At 60.4% G+C, this 16,826-nt stretch carries 15 protein-coding genes and 1 pseudogene; 4 read left to right on the forward strand and 12 right to left on the reverse strand.

All coding sequences use genetic code 11. The features are described from left to right. Positions 1 to 444 precede the first annotated feature (444 nt). On the reverse strand, positions 445 to 993 hold the full coding sequence (locus RM96_RS28005; RefSeq protein WP_039015007.1) for a plasmid pRiA4b ORF-3 family protein: 549 nt from the start codon (positions 991 to 993) through the stop codon (positions 445 to 447). Between the two features lie 442 nt (positions 994 to 1,435). Here RM96_RS28005 and RM96_RS28010 point away from each other — a divergent pair, with 442 nt between their 5' ends. Together RM96_RS28010 and RM96_RS28015 are read left to right on the forward strand one after the other, a co-directional pair. Beyond that, positions 1,436 to 2,047 carry a 3'-5' exonuclease gene (locus tag RM96_RS28010; protein ID WP_039014998.1) on the forward strand — a complete coding sequence of 204 codons (612 nt, stop codon included), beginning with the start codon at positions 1,436 to 1,438 and terminating at the stop codon, positions 2,045 to 2,047. Between the two features lie 216 nt (positions 2,048 to 2,263). Next, a complete protein-coding gene (locus RM96_RS28015) occupies positions 2,264 to 2,521 on the forward strand; it encodes a GlsB/YeaQ/YmgE family stress response membrane protein (RefSeq protein ID WP_039014999.1) in 258 nt (85 codons plus the stop codon). On the opposite strand, the pseudogene RM96_RS37780 reads toward RM96_RS28015, so the two are convergent. The 4 genes and pseudogenes from RM96_RS37780 to RM96_RS28030 form a co-directional block, all read right to left on the reverse strand. After that, positions 2,513 to 2,821: pseudogene (locus RM96_RS37780) on the reverse strand (LysR family transcriptional regulator); the annotation flags it as partial. The gene RM96_RS28015 and the pseudogene RM96_RS37780 overlap by 9 nt on opposite strands. A gap of 32 nt (positions 2,822 to 2,853) precedes the next feature. Continuing rightward, positions 2,854 to 3,702 carry an NAD(P)-dependent oxidoreductase gene (locus RM96_RS28020; RefSeq protein ID WP_039015000.1) on the reverse strand — a complete coding sequence of 283 codons (849 nt, stop codon included), beginning with the start codon at positions 3,700 to 3,702 and terminating at the stop codon, positions 2,854 to 2,856. A 53-nt stretch (positions 3,703 to 3,755) separates the two neighbouring features. Next, positions 3,756 to 4,412: a hypothetical protein gene (locus tag RM96_RS39720; protein WP_052279793.1), complete on the reverse strand. Its 657-nt coding sequence runs from the start codon at positions 4,410 to 4,412 to the stop codon at positions 3,756 to 3,758. A 53-nt stretch (positions 4,413 to 4,465) separates the two neighbouring features. Then, positions 4,466 to 4,780, reverse strand: coding sequence for an EthD family reductase (locus RM96_RS28030; protein WP_039015001.1), 315 nt, complete (start codon positions 4,778 to 4,780; stop codon positions 4,466 to 4,468). Between the two features lie 143 nt (positions 4,781 to 4,923). Between RM96_RS28030 and RM96_RS28035 the strand changes: the two genes are divergently transcribed. After that, the gene (locus tag RM96_RS28035; protein WP_238587447.1) at positions 4,924 to 5,844 is read left to right on the forward strand and encodes a LysR family transcriptional regulator; all 921 of its coding nucleotides are present in this window, start codon (positions 4,924 to 4,926) and stop codon (positions 5,842 to 5,844) included. Between the two features lie 605 nt (positions 5,845 to 6,449). Here the strand turns inward: RM96_RS28035 and RM96_RS28040 are convergent. The 7 genes from RM96_RS28040 to RM96_RS28065 all read right to left on the reverse strand — a co-directional run bounded on the left by RM96_RS28040 (position 6,450) and on the right by RM96_RS28065 (position 15,580). Next, the gene (locus RM96_RS28040; protein WP_013953086.1) at positions 6,450 to 7,076 is read right to left on the reverse strand and encodes a hydrolase; all 627 of its coding nucleotides are present in this window, start codon (positions 7,074 to 7,076) and stop codon (positions 6,450 to 6,452) included. A gap of 273 nt (positions 7,077 to 7,349) precedes the next feature. Next, positions 7,350 to 8,048, reverse strand: a complete 699-nt coding sequence (locus RM96_RS28045) for a hydrolase (RefSeq protein ID WP_039015002.1) — start codon at positions 8,046 to 8,048, stop codon at positions 7,350 to 7,352. Between the two features lie 316 nt (positions 8,049 to 8,364). Beyond that, complete coding sequence (locus RM96_RS28050; protein WP_039015003.1) at positions 8,365 to 10,791, reverse strand: glucose/quinate/shikimate family membrane-bound PQQ-dependent dehydrogenase; 2,427 nt, start codon at positions 10,789 to 10,791, stop codon at positions 8,365 to 8,367. A gap of 44 nt (positions 10,792 to 10,835) precedes the next feature. Then, the gene (locus tag RM96_RS28055) at positions 10,836 to 12,170 is read right to left on the reverse strand and encodes a carbohydrate porin (RefSeq protein WP_039015004.1); all 1,335 of its coding nucleotides are present in this window, start codon (positions 12,168 to 12,170) and stop codon (positions 10,836 to 10,838) included. A 15-nt stretch (positions 12,171 to 12,185) separates the two neighbouring features. Further along, positions 12,186 to 12,800: a hypothetical protein gene (locus RM96_RS40725; protein ID WP_202966759.1), complete on the reverse strand. Its 615-nt coding sequence runs from the start codon at positions 12,798 to 12,800 to the stop codon at positions 12,186 to 12,188. A 782-nt stretch (positions 12,801 to 13,582) separates the two neighbouring features. Further along, a complete protein-coding gene (locus RM96_RS28060; protein WP_039015005.1) occupies positions 13,583 to 14,725 on the reverse strand; it encodes a 3-deoxy-7-phosphoheptulonate synthase in 1,143 nt (380 codons plus the stop codon). Between the two features lie 90 nt (positions 14,726 to 14,815). After that, complete coding sequence (locus RM96_RS28065; RefSeq protein ID WP_039015006.1) at positions 14,816 to 15,580, reverse strand: SDR family oxidoreductase; 765 nt, start codon at positions 15,578 to 15,580, stop codon at positions 14,816 to 14,818. Positions 15,581 to 15,744: 164 nt separating this feature from the next. On the opposite strand from RM96_RS28065, the gene RM96_RS28070 reads away from it, so the two are divergent. Next, the gene (locus RM96_RS28070; protein ID WP_238587448.1) at positions 15,745 to 16,722 is read left to right on the forward strand and encodes a LysR family transcriptional regulator; all 978 of its coding nucleotides are present in this window, start codon (positions 15,745 to 15,747) and stop codon (positions 16,720 to 16,722) included. Positions 16,723 to 16,826 lie beyond the last annotated feature (104 nt).

Consider the following 16,826-nt stretch of genomic DNA (forward strand, 5'->3'; position numbering starts at 1 on the left):
CCAACTCCGCTACTCGTCTGTAAGACAGACTTTGCTACTCGACGGAAAGAGCCGTGCCCTCGCACGTAAGCATAGGTCAAACAAGGCAAGGATCACTAACAGAATCAACTGTTCTTATCATCGGGATTTCGAGCTGGCCTGGGAGATTCGCCTTGTGGTGCGCAGTCTCGAACGCCTGCCAGAGCAACGGACTGATGCGATAACTCGCCGACATGGCGAACAGGCTGAGAGTACGCGTGACCCCGTCCCACGTCCCGGTCGCGCGCCACATAGGGCCCCGGGCCGGTCCCAAGCGTCAGATGGTCATTGAAGAACTGCGGCGCCAATCACACTTGCGCGGCCAGATCCTGCCGGCACAAGGCGTTGGCCAGCGTGTAGAGGAAACAGGCTCCGTCCAGGTCGCCTTGGGCTTTGATGAGACGTTCCATATGCAATAGGTCGAAGCTACCGAATCGCCCGGAGCCGAGCATTCACGGCATTCACGTCGAATCCAGCCGGATCGAAGATGCCGCCGACCCAAGTTCGGTAGTCCAGATGTTCCTCATTTTCAGGGTCCGCTAATGCTTCCCTGAACCGGTCATACCCCGACACGCCTCCGACATCCTCTGGTGGGCAAGCGTTCTCGCCGGCCAAGCATACCGGGATGGTCAGCGTCAGGTCAGGAGCACCCACAACCTCCAAGACGATGCGATGTTGCCAGTTGTCCCCGACGTCATACTGGTATTCGAATTCGGCGCTGGATCCAAGCGCCTTGGTCAGTCGCACACCCTTCTCGGGCAGAGCATTGTCGTCCGAAAATTCGTCGTCCAGCACGCCGTATGACGTACCGCCAAGGTTAAACAGATGTAGGTGACTGTCCCCCCAGCCCATCACCGCCTGGATGACCTTGTGGAGCTTGGGCAGTTGGATGTCCGCAGGGACCACGAAGCGACGCCAGACCAAGGGCTTCACGTCAAGCAGCTCGATTCGGAGGGTTGCGACAGACTTCAGCATGGGCTGGACGGGTAGAAGGTGAGGTCGACCGGCATTGTATCGAATGGGAGTGCCGCCGACCGTCGTCCTCTCTATACATATATAGATATAAGAAACCATTTCAAGCGCGACACGTGTCGCACTTGAAATGGTCTCAAAGCAAATGCTCGCAGACAGAACTACGATATAGCGTTCCTGCACTCCACCACCCACGAGTTTCCAAGTATCGTGGGAGAAGTCCAATGCCTGCCACTCTCCCACAAACTCCCTACCCCCAGCGAGACGACGACCGTGGCTGCTTAAGGTCCGGCTCCAGCCACCCTGTAGAATTGTCACCAAGCCGAACGGGACAGTGGTCACAGTGCCAACCCCACGCTCCATCGTGACCGTGCTGCGGGCTGGGTATGTGCCGGAGGTACATTCAAGGGCCGAGCTCTGGCTTTGACAAACAAGGGAAAGCAGGATGCAGACGGTTGCTGTTCTGGACTTTGAGACCACAGGGCTATCGCCACATCAAGGTGACCGGGCCACAGAAATTGCCGTCATCCTGTTGCGAGACGGGCAGATCGTCGATCGCTATCAAAGCTTGATGAATGCCGGCCGACGTATCCCCTCGAACGTTGTCAGCCTTACTGGCATCTCTAATGAGATGATTGCATCTGCACCGACAGCATCGACGGTGATGCGAGAAGCGGCCAAATTCGTCGGGAAGTACCCGGTGGTGGCTCACAATGCGGGCTTCGACCGAAGGTTTTGGCAGGGTGAGCTTGCGCTCCTGGGGATGTCGGCCGATCAGTCCTTTGCCTGTACGATGCTCGTGTCGAGGCGTATCTACCCGCATGCCCAGAATCACAGGCTCTCGACGCTGGCGGATATGCTGCGGTTGCCCATGTCCGGGCGTGCACACCGGGCGATGGCCGATGCTGAGGTGACCAGTCACCTGTGGCGCCGACTGCAACAAGATATCGCCCAGACGTACGGATTAAGTCGGATCGATTATGAGCTCATCACCCGTGTGCAGACCACCAGCAGGGCTCAGGTTCCGACGTTCCTGCGGTCGCTAGGGAAAGGCTAGGCGTTAATACTCTTTCAGCGGTTGCCGAACGGTCGCCTCATATCCGAGTTGCATTGGCTGCCCCCGTAAGGGCTTGGGCAATGGCCTCCGCGTGGAGTTCATCCCAACACGCGCGGATCGTGACCGGCCGCATTACGAAATCCGCTATGCTTCGCGGCAGCCGCGCTGGCGCAACCGTCGGTGCGGCCAAGTAACCTCAACTCTAACGACGGATACATGACTACCAAAGAAAGCTTAATTGTCTTGCTCGTGATCGGCGGCATTGCCGGCTGGCTGGCGGGTGTGCTGATGAAGGGCCGCGGCTTAGGCCTGCTGATGGACATTGTCCTGGGCGTGGCCGGCGCCTTCCTCGCCCATTGGCTCGCGGGTAAGCTTGGCATCCACGTCGGCAAGGGGTGGATCGGCTCGCTAATCACGGCCACCGTGGGGGCCGTGCTGATCCTGGTGGTAGCTCGGGGGATCACGCGCGGGTAAGCGTAGACCGGTCGGGTAGCCATACCGCAGCGATGTATTACGGTTAGCACGCCATGGCGAACGCGCGCCCCGCAGCAAGGCGGCAAAGACGCGCGGCACATGCTCCAGAAATAACTTACCCGCACGAGTCAGTCGGGTACTGCGCGTAGTACGCACAAAGAGCTGGGTACCAAAATCTTCTTCCAGCTCCTTGATCGCACGCGAAAGCGGTGACTGCTCAATGTACAGCCGCTCAGCAGCTCGCGCAAAGTGCAGCTCCTCCGCAACGGCAATGAAACATCGCAAGTGACGAAGCTCCATGTCGTGCAACCCGCCGGTCTCTCGCTATTCCGTTAGTTCTGACCCAGTGTGAACTTCGCAATTGCCGACCAGTCACGATCGCCAAAACCAGCATCTACGGCTTCCCGCATCCGGCCGTGGGCGGCGTCAAGCATAGGCAGTGCGCGAGCAGCATCGGCTACGGCCTCCTTCGCCAAACGAAGATCCTTGAGGCCATGCGTTGCCTTGAAGCCGGGTTGATATTCATTCCGGGCGATATTGCCGGAATAGGTCTGATACGGACGGCAGCCGAACAGCGTTCCCAGGACCAACTCGAAGAAGCGTTCTCGCGCAAGCCCGTTCGTCTCGGTGAGAACCACGGCTTCCGCCATCGCCTCGATCGCCATGGTAATCATCATGTTGCAGGCAATCTTGGCGGCATAAGCCGTGGGCGGTTCCTCGCCCATGTCCCAGATGTGTTTGCTAATGACCTCCAGTGCCGGCTTCACTTTTTCCAGGGCGGCAGGCGCACCAGCGGCGAGGACGTTCAGTTCACCCTTGGCGGCAACATCGGGGCGTCCCAGCACTGGCGCAGCCACATAGGCGATTCCTGCCGTGCGATGGTGCTCCACCAGTTCCCGCGCGAACGCCACGGAGATTGTCGATGCCACCACATGCACCAAGCCAGGTCGCGCTTGAGATAGCAGATTCGTGTCCAGCAAGACACTGCGGATTGCAGGGTCGTCGGACAGCATCGTCAAGGCCATGTCCGCCTGAAGCGCTTGAGCAGGTGTCTCCACCATGCGCACACCATCGACATGCCCGCCAGAACGGTTCCAAGCCATGACTATATGGCCCGCAGCGACCAAATTGCGAGCAATTTCCCGGCCCATTGCTCCAAGACCGATGATTCCAATTTCCATGTAACTCTCCTGGCAAATAGACAAGGCACCGCCAAAACGGTGCCTGCCGGGTTTCAATCGAAGTCGGCGGCGATGGCGATCCGACGCCATGCGTCGATGTCGTCGCGGAACGCCGCTAGTTTGTGATCGGCAACGCTGTAGCCGACCGGCCCCAAGGGCAGGTGCAACGGCGGCGAGTCGCTATTGACGGCACGCAGAATGACGTCAATAGCCTTGGTCGGATCGCCCGCCTGCTTGCCATCGTTGCTATCGCGGTAAGCGCGCCGCTGGCCCGCAGTCTGGTCATAGTCGCTGATCTGGCGCCTCGCCACAGTGATCGAGCGCCCTAGGAACGCAGTACGGAACGGGCCAGGCTCGACAAATGATGACGCGCAGCCCGAAGGGTCGTACTTCCTGATCCAGCGCCTCGGATAAGCCCTCGGCGGCGAATTTCGGTCAGCAACAAGAACCGCGTAGCCCGCCTCCACCAGGCGCTGCGCCCAGCCAGGCCGGCCATCCGGCGTGTCGAACCACTCGGTTCCCTGATAGCCGCCGCCATGCAGAAGTACGATTGGCCAAGGGCGAGTCACCTCTTCCGGCGTTTCCCACTCGACAAAGAGTGGGCCGCATTGGTAGGTCTCTCCACGTCGTTCGATCCGATCGCCCGAAATCCACATATGCGCGCGACGCACGGTGCGCGGGGAAGCATTTTTCCAGAAAGCCAAGGTCATTTCTCCTGTCTTTAGAGTGAGGGGCGCACAGCGTCGGTATTGCATTGACCGGCTCAAAGCGGGGTGACGCGCAAGCGTGTTGGGGCGATATCGGTGAATTTCGGAACGTCGGCCATGACCTCCGGAGTTTCCGGAGATCCGAAGGCGGCGTCGATTGCCGCTTCGTCGCGAAAGCGGCATTCACAAATCACAAGGGTGCCAACGTGCGTCAGCGGCGGAAAGAAAGCCGTGACTCCCTCAAGACCGTAGCGCTGCCATGCCTGCATTACGAGTGGGAGGTGCTGCTCGACGTAGTAGCGCCGATCAAAGCGGCTGTCTGGCGTGCCCTCGTAGGTCACGTACACGATAGGCGGTGCAATGTGCGCCATGACGATTTCCCTTCTATCTATTCCTCTGACCTATCCCTTGCCCTGCAATTACGAAATCGAATCCAAAATAGATCACGAGCACGTCGCAACATGCGACGGTGCATAGTCTCGCCCAATTCATTATTGTTCGGTAATCGAATATAATGAACAACTTCCGTTCATTTATGTTGGTGCTGGATATTGAATGGAGTGACGTCAGGATCTTCCTTGCAATCGCGCGTACAGGCACGCTCGGCGCTGCCGCACGTACGCTGCACCTCAGCCATCCGACCATTGGACGACGGCTTCGCGCCCTTGAAGAGTCCACGGGCCAGGTGCTCTTTCAGCGAACAGCGGACGGTTTTGTTCTGACTGAGGAAGGCACCGCGATCCTGCCGCTCGCGGAGCAAATGGAAGAGAGTGCGCTGACCATGGAGCGGCGGCTGGCCGGCAAACAGCGGAAGCTGGAGGGAACCCTCCGGGTGTCATCGGCCGACTGGTTCGGCGCCTATGTTCTGCCACCAGTGATTGCGGAATACTCGCGCGAATATCCCTTGTTGACATCGAGGTCCTCACGGGAACGCGCCTGTTCAATCTTGCTCAACGCGAAGCGGATATCGCTTTCCGCATCATTCCCTTCGAGGGGCCAGACATTGTGCAAAAAACGACTGCTTCAGATGCGATACGGTGTCTACGTGGCTACCACCAGCACCGATCCGGTCGATGGCGACGGCGCAGGGAATCGTTTGATCGCGATGGACACATCGACTGGTACATTTCCAGATATCGACTGGCTAAAGAAACGCTTCCCAAATGCCAGCGTCGTATTGCAGTCGAATAACCGCAATGTCCAGGCGCAGATGTGCGGAAAAGGAGTCGGTATCGCTGTATTGCCGCGACCTGTCGGAGACCAGAACAGCACCATCCGCAGGCTGGATTTAGGCGACGATCCGCCGCATCGAGAGATTTGGATGGGTTACCACCGCGATCTAAGACGACTACATCGTCTTCGCGCATTCGTGGATCTCGCAATCAAACACATAGCCAATTCGCCATTCGATGCCTCTTACGGCGTATCGAGTTAGGAGGTCGAACTTCGTGCGAACCTGAAACGATCAGAACTTCGGCGCTTCCTTCGCACCGCTTGGCGAATCGATACTTGATCCGCTTACGTGAAGTGTAGTAATCGTGATACCTCGGCGAAGTAGAGTTGGTACGCGCCGTGGGGAGCGCCCATTTCTTCTCTCATGACTAAAAATTTTCACTGCAGCAATTCAGGTAGCAACGCGACAACCTGCCTTTCGGCCCTCATTGCAATAACGAGTTGGCGGCTTTGCCGTTCGACGCACCCTACCCTTTCCGCCAGCTTCGTTAGGATCTCTCGCCGAACAACAGACCATAGATCACCGCCTTGTTGAACCAGGCGATGGCGCTGATAGGCGCAGGCGGTGTGAACACGACGTGGTAATACGTCATATCGCTGCACCCCGCGGTTTCCTCCCTCGAGGATTGCTCGACGCCTGCCCACAGGCGCCACCGCGCCTCACCGTCCTGCAGACGAGGGCAGGCATCAAACAATCCTTAACAGAAAGCGCCGGTCGCCCCCTCCCCTCAACTTACATCCCTCAGAATGAGGCAGAGTTAGCCGCCGCCCTCCTTCCGTGGTGGATGATGCATGACCGATACACGCTCATGTCGGTTTGATCATGTCACGCGCATAGGCGAGCCCCGTGCCATACCCACCACCATGCTCAACCACGATCGAGCGAGCCTTCTCATATGTGTCATGACGCGTCCAGTCTCTCTGGAATTCGAGAAGGAGTTGGAGCCAGGAAGTCATCACTGCGCCAGCGGAAGCCATCCGTCGCAACGCAAGGTCATGGCTTGTTGGTGTCAGTCCACCGCAAGCATCGGCAACCACGTAGACTTGATATCCCTCGGACAGCGCTGAAAGAACCGGGAAGCTCACGCAGGCCTCCGTCAGCATGCCCGCGATGATCAGCGTACGCTTTCCGGTAGCCGTAATCGCGTCGCGGACCGCATCGTCTTCCCAGAGGTTCATGTTGCGGCGTTCAATCGGCGTGACGTTTGGCAGCACTTCCCGAAAAGCCGGCATCAATGGGCCGCTGTAGACCTTCGAGGCCGAAGTGGAGACCACAACCGGCAAGTCAAAGGCGACCGCCGTCTTCGCGACCGCAAGGCCATTACTGCGCAGAATCTGGGGGTCTTGAGAACCCGCGGCGAACGCAAGGCCCGCCTGTTCATCAACGAGGATCAATGCACAATCCGCGGGTTCGAGCAACGGTAGTTTGGACATGGGAGTTCTCCTGTTCATTTGAGACCGCGATTTTGCTTCAAGCCGCGGTCTGCCACCAATCCGCCCACCGCCAGCGAGCCGGCGAGGATGCCGAGAGAGGATGACGTATGGGCATGCCTCAAGAATCCGCTCGCAAACGCAAATGCAGCGAGTTCCCACTTGCAGGCAAAGGTCTTTACGCTCTTCATCGTCAGTCGGGATTGAAGTAGGCAGTTGGCCCGGTTTCTGAAATGACTGGACGTCCTATGGAACGTCCAGTCCGCGAATGCGGAATTACCGCTCGATCACCTGTGCATGGACCGGCGCCAGCGACTCGTGCTTCGTGGCGGTGCGCTGCTCGGCCTTGTGGACCATGGTGTAGGCGTAGTCCACGCCCATGCCGTAGGCACCCGAGTGTTCCTTGGCCACCTTCATTACCGCGTCGTACGTATCGCGGTTCTTCCAGTCGCGCTGCCATTCGAGCAGCACCTGCTGCCAGGTCACCGGCACCACGCCGGCCTGCACCATGCGCTGCATCGCGTAGTCGTGCGCTTCCTTGGTGGTGCCGCCCGAGGCGTCGGCCACCATGTAGATCTCGTAGTTGCCTTCGAGCATCGCGCAGAGCGCGAACGTGGTGTTGCAGACCTCGGTCCACAGCCCGGCGACGATCACCTTCTTGCGGCCGTTGGCGGCCAGCGCGTCGCGCACCTTCTGGTCGTCCCACGAGTTCATCGAGGTGCGTTCGAGCGTCTGCTTACCCGGGAACACGTCGAGCAGTTCGGGGTAGGTATAGCCCGAGAACGAGTCAGACTCGACCGTGGTAATGGTGGTCGGGATGTCGAAGATCCTGGCCGCCTTGGCCAGGCCGACCACGTTGTTCTTCATGGTCTGGCGGTCCATCGACTGCACGCCAAAGGCCATCTGGGGCTGATGGTCGATGAAGATAATCTGGCTGTTGTGCGGGGTCAGGACTTCCAGTTTGGCGTTCCACATGGTGTTCTCCGGTATATTTTGATTCAATGATTTTGAGCTTCTGTCTGGCGGCGCTGCTTTCGCTTTGTTGCGTTGTTGCGTCGTCCATGTGCAGAACTATAGCGGCGATAGCTTTGCTCAAAGTGATCGATTCGCTGGCATGTTATTCAAATATTTTGAATTTTCGAGATTCACCAAACGGACACTCCGGAAGTGCAGTGAGGGATGCGACTCGGGAAGCGCCAACCGGGCACGGGTCGACCTATGGCTCTTCAAGGCTTGTTCAACGCCCGCCCTCATGCGCATGGAGTTCAGCAGCCAAGGGCTGGCAAGCGCGCTACTGCGGCAGCGCGTAGGCGATCACATAGTCGCCGAGCTTCGTGCCGAACGAACCGTGCCCGCCCGCAGCGATCACGACATACTGTTTGCCGTTGACTGAATAGGTCATCGGCGTGGCTTGGCCGCCTGCCGGCAGACGGGCTTGCCAGAGTTGCGTGCCCGTATTCACATTGAACGCGCGGATGTAGTTGTCCGCCGTCGCGCCGATGAACGCCACGCCGCCCGCCGTAACCATCGGGCCGCCCAGCATCGGCATGCCCATCCTGAATGGCAGCGGGATCGGCGAGCTATCACGCACCGTCCCGATACGCTTTTTCCACACGATCTCATTGGTCTTCAGATCGATTGCCGAGATGTAACCCCATGCCGGCTGTTTGCACGGCAGGCCGAACGGCGAGAGGAACGGATTCAGCGTCACGCCGTATGGCACACCATATTGCGGCTGAATGCCCGATTCCGTGCCGCTGCCCTTGGCGCCCGCCTCTGGCTCCATCGGGTTGCCCGGGCCGCGCGGAATCAGACGTGAGACGAACGGCAGCGCGATCGGGTTGGCGACGGCGATCTTGCGGTCGGTGTCGACGGCAAGGCCGCCCCACTCGAACATGCCCAGGTTGCCGGGGAACACGAGCGTGCCTTGCAGCGAAGGTGGCGTGAAGGTGCCTTCATAGCGCAGCTTGTGGAACATCACGCGGCACACGAGCTGGTCGTACAGCGTCGCACCCCACATGTCGGCGTCGGTGAGCAGCTTCTTCGGGCGGAACGTGAGCTCGGAAAACGGCTGCGTCGGCGAGACGTGGTCACCAGGCGCTGCGCCCTGCGGCACCGGCATTTCGGGTGCGGGCACGACGACCGCGCCGGTGCGGCGGTCCAGCACGAACAGGTTGCCTGTCTTCGCCGGTGCGTACACGACGGGCACAGTCTTGCCGTCCTTGTCGGTGATGTCGGCGAGCGTGGGCTGACAAGGCTGGTCCATGTCCCACAGGTCATGGTGCACCGTCTGGTAGAACCAGGCGAGCTTGCCCGTCGACGCGTGCAGCGCGAGCAGACCGGTCGCATAACGCTCCATGTCGGGCGTGCGGTCACCGCCCCAGATGTCCGGCGTCTTCACGCCCATCGGCAGATAGACGATGTCGAGTTTCGCGTCGTAGGCGGCGGGCGCCCATGAGTTCGGCGAATTCCACGCGTAGTGTTCCCCAGGGCCCGGGATCTTGTTCGGGTCCCGCGCGCCCGGATCGAACGCCCACAGCAACTCGCCCGTGCGTACATCGTAGCCGCGGATCACCCCAGAGGGCTCGCGCGTCGAGAAATTGTCCTCGACCGCGCCCGCAACGATGATCACCTTGTTCGTGACGATGGGCGGCGAAGTGGGTTCGTACATGCCCGGCGTCGTCACCGGCATCGCGTGCTGCAGGTCGAGATCGCCGCGGTTGGCAAAGCCCGCGCAGCGCTCGCCGGTCAGCGCGTCGAGCGCGTAGAGGTGCCCGTCGTTGACCGGCAGGTAGATGCGGCGCGTGCAGGCCGCATTGGTGCCGGCAACCGTCGCCGCCGGAATAGCCGTCGTAGTGTCGCTGGCAGAGGCGGCCGGTTCGACTGTCGCCGCGCCCGCCGAGAGATCGGCATACGACACGCCGCGGCAGGTCACATGCTGGAACGACGGATCCGGCTGCAGCTTCGGATCGAACTTCCACTTGAGCGTGCCCGTCTTCGCATCCAGCGCGAAGAGCTTCTGGTGCGGCGAGCACAGATAAAGCAGATTGCCGATCTTGATCGGCGTGACCTCACTAGTGATTTCGACCGGATCGTCCGGCCCTTTCGTGTCGCCCGTGCGGAAGGTCCAGGCCACCTGCAGGTTCTTTACGTTTTCCGGCGTGATCTGCTGCAGCGGCGAATAGCGTGTGCCCTCCTGCGTGCGGCCATAGGCCGGCCAGTCCTCGGCGGCGGTGCTATCGGCGTTCACTGCAGGCGTACCTGCTGTCGCGCCGAACGCGCCATTGACGGTCTGCGGATCGTTGAAGCACGAGTAGATCAGCACGCCCGCCCAGATCACGAGCGCACCCATGAGCGAGCTCACGCCAAGCTTTTTCGCGCCTTCGAGGCGCCGGCTCATGAGCAGGAGCAGCCACACGCCGAAGATGATCAGCACGCCGGAGCGCGGCGCGAGCGCCCAGAAGTCGGGACCCGATTCCCAGAGCGCCCAGATCGCGGTGCCGAAGAGCACAAGCGCATAGAGCACGAACGCCTTGGGGTCGCGCCGGTACAGGAGCCACGTCACGCCGAGCAGCACCACGCCGGTCACGACGTAATAGGTCGACCCGCCGAGCGATAGCAGCCAAGCGCCGCCTATCAGCAGATATAGCGCAGTGAGTCCGGTGATTAGCAGGCTGATAGTGCCGATGAATCCCAGCGAACTCGTTTGTGCGGACATGGTGATCTCACCCTTTAGTTTCATTGATACAAACGACAGACTTCCTAGAACGTGACGCTGGATTTCAAGCCGATCACGAAGGCATTACTGTTGATCGATGTACCTCCCGGATGCAGGATGTACTGCAAATTGGGACGCAGGGATATCGAGCGCACCGGAGACCACGAGTAATACAACTCGGTCACATATTCATATCCATTGCCCGCGACAACATTCTGCCCGGTGCGGGCATTGTTCTGACGCACGAAATCGGCAAAACGCCCATTATTATGGGTGGCGCCAATGGCGAAGCCGATCGAGTCCTGCAGGCGGCTCGCAAACGGCCCCTTGTACTGCACCCCCATCGTGATCTGATGATCCAGCTGCGCCGTATTGCGGTCAGCATGCGAAAAGTTCAGAAACACCGTCGCACCGCGGCCGCCGTCGGTGCCGGTGACCTGCTGCTGAAAGCTCAGATAGACGCCGTACTGACCGGATCGCTTGAGGGGATCGAGTCCTGTCACGCCCCGCGGGTTGTGATTCACGTCGAGGTACAGATCGTCGCCGTCTGACGTGTTGTACCACCCGCCAAACTTGTAGGAGCCGGGACGGCCCTGCCAGGTCGGTAGCCAGCCAACTTCCAGCGGAATCAGCGCGCCAGTGGTGCCGCTCGGATTGTTTGGCTTCCAGCCATTGTGGCGCGCCCAACTGTCGTCGACGTAGTTCGGGTTGACCTGATACACGCCAGTCTGTACGTAGGTTTCCTGTGAGGTGTGGTACTTGAGGCGCGCGGCCCACTGGCTCGTCGGCCAGTTGACCCAGTAGTTGCCCACGAGGTTGCCCGGTTGCGAGCCGCAAAACGTGAGGTTCTGGAAGTCGCAGGAGAAGCTGAAGAAGTCCTCGCCCACGGTCAGGCGGCCAAGCTTCATCTCCAGACGATCTTCCAACAGCTTTTGGTTCACCCACAACTGTGTCAGGTGCCAGGTTTGGCCACGCCCGAAGACTTCCTGGATGAGCATGTTGTTGCCGATATTCGCGTCCGCCCCGAGATTCCGTCCATTGCGGTCGGTCATCGTGAACTGGAACGTCGCGCCTTGCCAGCCCCAGAGCTTTTTCAGGTCCAGCGTGGTCCCGAACGCCCACTGATCGGTATAGCGCGTCAGGTCCTCGGTGCCGCCGCTAAAGTTGTGCGCGAGTTCACTAACGTAGCCGATACTGAACATCACCCCCTGCTCTTCCAGGCGCGTACGCATCCCCCCCCAGTCCCCCAGCAGGTAAGGGCTGGATGTAACGTCGTAGGCTTGCACGGCGGTAGCGCCGAAAGTGAAAATCACTGAAGCCAGAAGTCCGAGACAAGGCGGCCGACGCTGGGGGCGAATGTTCTTGTTACGCATCGGCATGTGAACTCCCCGTCTTCATAATGGAGAAGCTGCGCAGTTGTAGTTGCACATCGTCCCGTCGCGCATCGCGATGTGCCAGCATGACAACCTGCTCATGTTTCGGGGAGGCTTCACAGAAGGGGTCGAGTGTGCCTGCATCGCCGGCCAATGCCAGCGCCTGGCAGCGGCATCCGCCCCATTCTCGTTCCCTCGCATCACAACTGCGGCAGGGTTCTGGCATCCAGCTGGTGCCGCGATAGGCAGCAAAAGCGGGGGAATCGAACCATGCCGACGCCAGTGTGCTCGCGGGAAAACGCGGAAACGCGAGCGCGGCTCCACGAAGTCAGGATCGGACCACTGAGACTCCCGTGTCACCGGCACGCCTTCCGGCGCCTTCAAGCCGTTCGTATAGGTATCCTTGATGTTCTCGCAACCGCCCTTCGCCGCCGAATAATTGGCGTGGAGTGCAAGCCCTAATACACCATCCTGTTGATCCGGCGAGTACACCGCGTCGGCGATTTCCACGGCTACCGTAATTTTTCCGGTCCGTGGATCGACCCGGGTAATCCGTTTGTCAATCTGTTCAGTTAGCCAAATATTTTCATCCGGGCCGAACACCATATTGCGGGGATTCGCCAGGCCGGTTGCCACAACCGTTTTCTCGAAATTCTGCGGCAACGCTGGCAGAGGGGTTCCAGGTTCCGGAGGCACTTCCGCCCTGGCCTATGCCATGATCACGGCAAATAACAATGAGAAAATAATCCCTGGCCTCATATTCCACCTCCACCTTATTATTAAAATAATCCCAGCCTTAAAAAATTATTAATTTTTATTAAAAATTGATGGAATTATTTGATGTTTTATAGGGCACGAGACTTATCAAGTCAAGCCGCCCATAAGGAACGAAGCCATGAGCCAAATTTGTCACACCATCGGCTAAACAGACAAGCAACCGCCTCACGTGCGGCCCGCGTCTCTTTGTTCTAGGCTGTATTGATATCCCCCTACCATTACGAGAGAAAGAGCGTCTCGCGGACGGGCAAAGGTGATCGCCCCTTTTGTAGCAGGATTGAGCGGAATGCGGCACTTTCCGTGGGTGACGGCGACTCACCGCCGACTCCTATTTTTGTCTATCGAACCGGAATTCGAAAGCCGAGGCGGCTGTGGATTTTTCCTCTGACTCGTTTGTCCGTAGAGACGGCATGAACTGTCGCTGAATCGACACCCAGTCGATGGCGGAGAAGGGTCGCGAAAAGCCGATGACGACCTAGCTCACGGAGGCCGTCTGCCGGCCATTTTCGGCCGCTGGATACTTCCCGCGTCATGGTCGATACTCGGCAATCCCAATCGCTACAACGCCCCCAACCGAGCCGTTAGATGCTCTTCCGGAAACTGGGCCTCACTGCGCGGCATGAAGTGTCCTGATCTCCTTGCTATGGCTGCGAATCCAGCCTGCGGCGCAGGTTGACCGCCTCACTAAGCATGTCGAGCACTGCCACCGAGTCGTCCCACCCGATGCAGGCGTCGGTGATGCTCTGTCCGTATGACAATGCGGACGGACTGTGCTCGCCTGGGGTGAACTTCTGCGCGCCGGCGACCAGATGGCTCTCGACCATGACCCCGAAGATGGATTTACTGCCGCTGCCGACCTGTTGCGCCACGTCCCGCGCTACATCGACCTGCCGCTGGTGTTGCTTGTTGCTGTTGGCGTGGCTGCAATCCACCATCAGCGAATTGCCGAGCCCGGCTGCTTCCAGTTCTCTGCAGGCCGCCGCCACCGAGTCCGCATCGTAGTTCGGAGCCTTGCCGCCGCGGAGAATGACGTGGCAGTCCGGGTTGCCCTTGGTATGCACCGTCGCTACCTGGCCGTTCTTGTGCACCCCCAGGAAGTGATGTGGACGCGATGCGGCCTGGATAGCGTCGATGGCAATCCTGATATTCCCGTCAGTGCCATTCTTGAAGCCAATCGGCGCCGAAATGCCCGAAGCCAGCTCGCGGTGCACCTGGCTCTCGGTGGTGCGGGCACCAATCGCGCCCCAGCAGATCAGGTCGCCTATGTACTGGGGCGAGATCACGTCCAGGAACTCGCCGGCCGCCGGCAATCCGAGTCGATTGATATCGACCAGCAGGCTGCGCGCGATGCGCAGGCCCTCGTCGATGCGATAGCTCTCATCCAGATAGGGGTCGTTAATCAGTCCCTTCCAGCCCACCGTGGTACGGGGCTTCTCGAAGTACACCCGCATCACGATCTCCAGAGACCCGGCATAGCGCTGCCGCTGCGCCATCATCCGCCGTGCGTACTCGAGCGCCGCCTGCGGGTCGTGGATCGAGCAAGGTCCCATGATCACAAGCAGCCGGTCATCCTTCCCATGCAGGATGCGCGAGATGCGCTGGCGCGTCTGGGTGACCAGGGCTTCGACAGGCGTGCCCCGGATGGGGAAGAAGCGGATCAGGTGTTCGGGCGGAGGCAGCGGAATGATGTCTTCGACGCGGGCGTCGTCGGTCACGCTGGTGCGGTCCGGCGGCGCCTGCCAACCCTCGGCAATGGTGAACGAAGATTTCTGTGGATCAATCATGGCTGGCTCCTGGGAAACTGGGACAGTAAGACCGCCGGCGGGTGCCAGTCAAGCGCAGCAGCGGAAGCCGCCAAATATATCGTTATGAGACTACGTTCGCGTAATCGAGGCCCCACCGTCGACCAGCGAGGCAGTGCCGGTCACGAAGGCCGAGTCGTCCGAAGCCAGGTACAACACTGAACGTGCCAGCTCTTCCGGGCTGGCTACGCGCTTGAGCGCATGCAGGTTGGTGACGAACGCCTGCGATTCCGCGGTGTTGTTCATGCTGCGGTACATATCGGTGTCCACCGCCCCGGGGAGGATGGCATTCACGCGCACGCCCTGGGGACCGAACTCGGCGGCCAGCGCCTGCGTCAGGCCAATCAGGCCTGCCTTGCTGGCCGCGTAGGCCGCCACGCCGGGGAAGGCAAAGGTATGGCCGACGAACGTCGAGGTGAAGATCACCGAACCGCCTCCGTCCCGGATCATCTGGGCGATCTGGTGCTTGGCGCCCAGGAAGGAGCCGGTCAGGTTGATGGCGAGGGCGTCATTCCAGCCGGCCTCGGACACATCGGTGCTCGGGCCGCCTTCGCCCAGCGTGCCGGCGTTGTTGAATGCAATGTCGAGCCGGCCATAGCGCTCCACGGCCAGCGCGACCAGTGCCCGGGCATAGTCCTCGGCGCGTACATCGCCGGCCAGTGCGCTGGCCTCGCCACCGGCGGCGCGGATCTGGGCGACAAGTTCGTCGAGTTCACCCTGGCGCCGCGCGCCGACAACGACCCTGGCCCCCTCCGCGGCAAACAGCTTCGCGGTGGCGCGGCCGATGCCCGAACTGGCGCCGGTGATGATTGCAACTTTCCCGGAAAGCCTTCCCATGTCGATCTCCTGTTGCGTGCGGCAGGGGTAACCTTTCCCGCACGATTGAACTGTAAAAGCCAGAGGCCGGACCATCCCGCCTGCGGTTACAAATGAGTATGGAGCGTCCGACTGGGCCGCACTAGACTGAGAATCGCGGAACAACTATCCGGGATTACCGAACAATGCTCAAACTGGAAGGCGTGGCCAGTTTCGTCACCGTGGTGGAGGCCGGCTCGATCACCGAGGCCGCGCGGCGCCTTAATTTGTCGAAATCGGTAGTCAGCGACCGCCTGGTCGAGCTGGAAAAGGCGCTGGGCGCCACCCTGCTGCGACGGACGACGCGAAAGCTGACACTCACGGAGGATGGCGCATCGTTCCTGGACCGCGCCACGCGAATCATGCGCGAGGTGCAAGAAGCGAGCACCGACGTGGCCGAGCGGCGCGGACGCCTTGCCGGGGCCTTGCGCATCTCCGCGCCCGTTACGTTCGGCCGCATGCATCTCGGACCGGCGCTCTACCCTTTCCTGGCAAGCCATCCGGAGCTGGAACTGACGCTCGATCTGAACGACCGCCGCGTGGACGCCGCCGCTGACGGTTACGATGCCGTCGTGCGCCACGGGCCGCTGGAGGACTCGCGGCTGGTGGCGTGGCAACTGGCACCCAGCCGCCGCTTGCTGGTGGCCTCGCCAGCGTATCTGCGCGAAAAGGGAAGACCGGCTTCGGCCGAGCAGTTGCGGCAGCACCGGGGCATTTTCTATCTGAATCGCGGGGCCGCCGACTGGCGGCTGCAAGGCAAGGACGGCACCGAAGTCGTGCGCGCGCCCATTGCATTGCGCGTCAACAATGGCGACATGATGTGCGATGCGGCCGAGGCCGGACTCGGCATCGCCTTGTTGCCCACCTTCATCGCCGGACCGTCGATCCGACGCGGCACCCTGGTTGTTGTCGATGTCGGATTGCAGGCAATACCGGAATCCATCTACATCGCGCATCCGGAAGGCCGGCGCGCATCCGCCAGGCTCCGCGCATTCGCGGAGTGCGTCCGCGCCGCCATCGGCAGCCCGCCATACTGGGATGCCTGGAGCACGCCTGGCCCGGCAGAGGCTCCCGTATCGGCGATCGTGCACGACGAAAACGGGCCTTTGCAGCGGCAGTTGTAGCAACCGCTAGTGTAGTGTTCCATTCTGTTTGGAACTTAAGCGGCGGTTGGCGCGAATGACCTTCTGCAAGATGTCGCGAGCGCTCTTGGTCCAGATGAACGGCT

The organism is Cupriavidus sp. IDO, assembly GCF_000812465.1.
Lineage (GTDB): Bacteria > Pseudomonadota > Gammaproteobacteria > Burkholderiales > Burkholderiaceae > Cupriavidus.

Excerpts from the sequence above, each read along its gene's own strand:
- RM96_RS28055 (WP_039015004.1), bottom strand. The coding sequence starts at position 12,170 with ATGCCGATGCGTAACAAGAACATTCGCCCCCAGCGTCGGCCGCCTTGT.
- RM96_RS28030 (WP_039015001.1), bottom strand. The coding sequence starts at position 4,780 with ATGGCGCACATTGCACCGCCTATCGTGTACGTGACCTACGAGGGCACG.
- RM96_RS28045 (WP_039015002.1), bottom strand. The coding sequence starts at position 8,048 with ATGTGGAACGCCAAACTGGAAGTCCTGACCCCGCACAACAGCCAGATT.
- RM96_RS28020 (WP_039015000.1), bottom strand. The coding sequence starts at position 3,702 with ATGGAAATTGGAATCATCGGTCTTGGAGCAATGGGCCGGGAAATTGCT.
- RM96_RS28040 (WP_013953086.1), bottom strand. The coding sequence starts at position 7,076 with ATGTCCAAACTACCGTTGCTCGAACCCGCGGATTGTGCATTGATCCTC.
- RM96_RS28005 (WP_039015007.1), bottom strand. The coding sequence starts at position 993 with ATGCTGAAGTCTGTCGCAACCCTCCGAATCGAGCTGCTTGACGTGAAG.
- RM96_RS28015 (WP_039014999.1), top strand. The coding sequence starts at position 2,264 with ATGACTACCAAAGAAAGCTTAATTGTCTTGCTCGTGATCGGCGGCATT.
- RM96_RS28065 (WP_039015006.1), bottom strand. The coding sequence starts at position 15,580 with ATGGGAAGGCTTTCCGGGAAAGTTGCAATCATCACCGGCGCCAGTTCG.
- RM96_RS28035 (WP_238587447.1), top strand. The coding sequence starts at position 4,924 with ATGAACAACTTCCGTTCATTTATGTTGGTGCTGGATATTGAATGGAGT.
- RM96_RS39720 (WP_052279793.1), bottom strand. The coding sequence starts at position 4,412 with ATGACCTTGGCTTTCTGGAAAAATGCTTCCCCGCGCACCGTGCGTCGC.
- RM96_RS28070 (WP_238587448.1), top strand. The coding sequence starts at position 15,745 with ATGCTCAAACTGGAAGGCGTGGCCAGTTTCGTCACCGTGGTGGAGGCC.
- RM96_RS28010 (WP_039014998.1), top strand. The coding sequence starts at position 1,436 with ATGCAGACGGTTGCTGTTCTGGACTTTGAGACCACAGGGCTATCGCCA.
- RM96_RS28050 (WP_039015003.1), bottom strand. The coding sequence starts at position 10,791 with ATGTCCGCACAAACGAGTTCGCTGGGATTCATCGGCACTATCAGCCTG.
- RM96_RS28060 (WP_039015005.1), bottom strand. The coding sequence starts at position 14,725 with ATGATTGATCCACAGAAATCTTCGTTCACCATTGCCGAGGGTTGGCAG.